Here is a 2,990-nt window from a genome sequence, read left to right as displayed (position 1 = left end):
TACTTAGTTGACTTTTAAGATGTGTTTGGTAAAATTTAGGTAACATTATCAATAGATAGGTCTTATTGACAAAAGCAAACCTATCTTTTTCTACCATAAATTGCTGTATTCTTTAAATTGTAAGCTTTTTAGCTTATTTCGTCGCCCCGTCAGAGAATGATCAGTTTTGGTTTATTAAAAGTATTTAGAAATCAAGAGTCAGAATTCAGCATGGATTCTGACTCCTGAATTCTGAATTCTTCTTCAATCAATGATTTGAATTTATGCCAATTACCCCTATAATTACTAAGGCGATCGATACAAGTTTGATTAATGTGGCAGATTCACGAAACCAGACAATACCAATAAGAGCAATTAAAATAGTTCCCAATCCAGCCCAGACAGAATAAGCCACGCTTAATTCCATTTTCTTGAGAGCAAGAGTTAAAAAAGTAAAACAAAGTCCATAGAAGACAAATATTAATACTGAAGGAACTATTTTCGTAAATCCCTGCGATAACTTCATGCAAGTTGTGCCTGAAACCTCAAACAGGATCGCCATTAGAAGGTAAATCCAACTTGTTGACATATTTTTTGTAAGTGGTTTGTTAAGAGCAACTAACGAGCGGCGCACCACGCGCTAGAAATCAATACGGTTCAGTTAGGAAATTTATTCGTTGAGACAGGCAGGGGGAGCAGCACTTCGGCTCATTTCGGCTACGCTCAATGACCAACGCTCAGTGACCGGAAGCAGGGGAAGCAGGGGAGGAGAAAAAAGTTTATCTGAACCATATTGCCCTAGAAATAGAATAAACAGTCCTGAAGTAACTCCTTAACAAATACATTTAGAAGTGTAAATTTCCCGACAGTTAAAAGCAAACGTCCAATAGTTATTTTAGCTTGATTCTAGAGCTTTATAGCTATAAGATTGGTCAAATATTTTTGGGTTTTAGATTTTAGATTGATCCCAGCAATCAAGGCAGAGGCTCTATCAATTAATTTTGGATTTTAGATTATTCTCGCATTTAAATTTAGAGGCAACTCTTAAAGACCTTGTATTTCGACTCTGCTCAACCCACAGTAGATTTCAAGGAAAGTGAGGTACACAAGCTCGCGTCTGTTACCCAGGTAGAAAGCGTGTTTTACTCCTGAATTCTAAATTCTGAATTCTGAATTCTGAATTCTGAATTCTTATTTAAATTTTTAATTTTGAATCTTCAATTCTAAAATCCAAAATTCAGTTAAGCATTGGGGCAACACCTGCTGTAGTATTATTGTGATTTTGTCCTACTAATGGTATAAGAAATGACGGCTCAATTTGAATACAGCACTCTTGCCCATCCACAGGATATTCGGCAGCTTGGGCACATCTTTGAGCAGTGTTTTATCAGCGCACTTGGTGGTGAGGAAGTTTACATCAACCAGATTGGCGTAAAAAATTTTCGCATTATTCGTGAGTCAGAGCAATTAATTGGTGGATTGGCAACTCTGGATATGGGTCAGTGGTGGGGTGGTGAGCGTGTACCAATGACAGGAATTGCTGTAGTGGGTATTGCTCCAGAGTATCGTGGTTCAGGAGCTGCGATCGCTCTCATGGAACATACCCTCAAGGAACTTTATGCTAGGGGTATACCGCTCTCCGCTCTTTATCCAGCAGTTCAAGGCTTGTACCGAAAAGTCGGGTATGAGCAAGGGGGTAGCTGGTGTAATTGGGAAGTTCCTACCAAAACTATCCAAGTACGGGAGCAACCCCTACCTTTGCAACCAATAGTGAATATCAATCATCAAGTCTTTCACGAACTATATCAGCAACAGGCCAGACTAACGCATGGATATTTAGATCGACACCCAGCAATCTGGGAGCGCTTAATCCAGCCAGATGATAAAGAAATATTTTACGCATATTTTATCGGTACAAAAGAGAAACCCCAAGGCTACATCCTCTTTAGCCAACACTCAACAGAGGATGGCGCAATCCTGCGAGTCAAGGATTGGGTAATTCTCACAGTTGCGGCCGCACAAACATTCTGGTCTTTTCTTGCCAGTCATCGCTCCCAAATTGAGCAGGTGCGATGGAGGAGTTCTGTAACTGATTCCTTGACATTGCTGCTACCAGAGCAAACTGCCAAGCTCAAACATACGATGCGTTGGTTGCTGCGGATAGTAGATGTAGTCAAGGCGCTAGAGATGCGGGGTTATCCATCAGGAATTGAAACTGAATTGCACCTAGACATTCAAGATAATTTGTTAGATGCAAACAATGGTAAATTCATCCTTTCTGTTGCCAATGGACGCGGTAAAGTTACAAAAGGTGGAAAAGGTGAGTTACAGCTAAATGTCCGAGAACTAGCACCACTATATACAAGTTTGTTCTCTCCCTACCATTTGCAAATAGCTGGAAAACTGCATGGAACAGAAACAGCTATTTCAGCAGCTACGCAAATATTTGCAGGTGCTTCGCCTTGGGTGGCTGATTTCTTTTAAGGGAAGTGTATAAATATAAGGGACTTCCAAATAAAAAAACATCTAACCTTGTCTTGTGGGGTGGGCAAGATGCCATTAGTGTCAAGTTAAGAAAAATAGAAACTTGTCAAGTGGGTAAAACTTAATGATTAAATTCAACTATTAGAGCTGATTCCTTGGTTAGTCGAACATCAGGGTTCTATGGCACTAGTAGTCTGCCAACCCAAAAATGCGCTTTTGGAGGTTGGGTAAAGGGTAAAGGGAAAAGGGTAAGGGATAAAAAACATAAGTCCCTTTCACCCTGCCCTTTATCCCCAGAGGGGCCCCATCTTCCCCTTGACCCCGCTTGCGTTGCCTTGGCGTACTACTAGTCAAGGCAGTGCGTCGGTGTCGTTGACGCACTGCTGCTATATCATTTGACATTTGGGCATCTGCTTTAACTTGACACCAATGGCATCTTGTCCGCCCATATTATCAGGACTTACGCAACTGTCACAAGCAATGGCGCGGTGTAGCCGCGCCGCGCGCCAAGCAACTACACGATAAAC

The 2,990-nt window shown here is 41.3% G+C and carries 3 protein-coding genes; 1 reads left to right on the top strand and 2 read right to left on the bottom strand.

Annotated elements, in window-relative coordinates; translation table 11 throughout:
• Window positions 1-247: 247 nt before the first annotated feature.
• Window positions 248-568 (bottom strand): DMT family transporter, encoded by a 321-nt coding sequence (locus tag RMX98_RS36095; RefSeq protein WP_409881907.1) that lies wholly within the window; start codon window positions 566-568, stop codon window positions 248-250.
• A 716-nt stretch (window positions 569-1,284) separates the two neighbouring features.
• Here RMX98_RS36095 and RMX98_RS36090 point away from each other — a divergent pair.
• Window positions 1,285-2,463, top strand: a complete 1,179-nt coding sequence (locus tag RMX98_RS36090) for an enhanced intracellular survival protein Eis (RefSeq protein WP_409881906.1) — start codon at window positions 1,285-1,287, stop codon at window positions 2,461-2,463.
• Window positions 2,464-2,649: 186 nt separating this feature from the next.
• Here RMX98_RS36090 and RMX98_RS36085 read toward each other — a convergent pair whose 3' ends face one another.
• Window positions 2,650-2,865 (bottom strand): hypothetical protein, encoded by a 216-nt coding sequence (locus RMX98_RS36085; protein ID WP_409881905.1) that lies wholly within the window; start codon window positions 2,863-2,865, stop codon window positions 2,650-2,652.
• Between the last annotated feature and the right edge of the window lie 125 nt (window positions 2,866-2,990).

The sequence above is a fragment of the Nostoc sp. DedQUE02 genome (assembly GCF_034531035.1).
GTDB lineage: Bacteria > Cyanobacteriota > Cyanobacteriia > Cyanobacteriales > Nostocaceae > Nostoc.
This window is presented reverse-complemented; position numbering and strand designations above follow the sequence as displayed.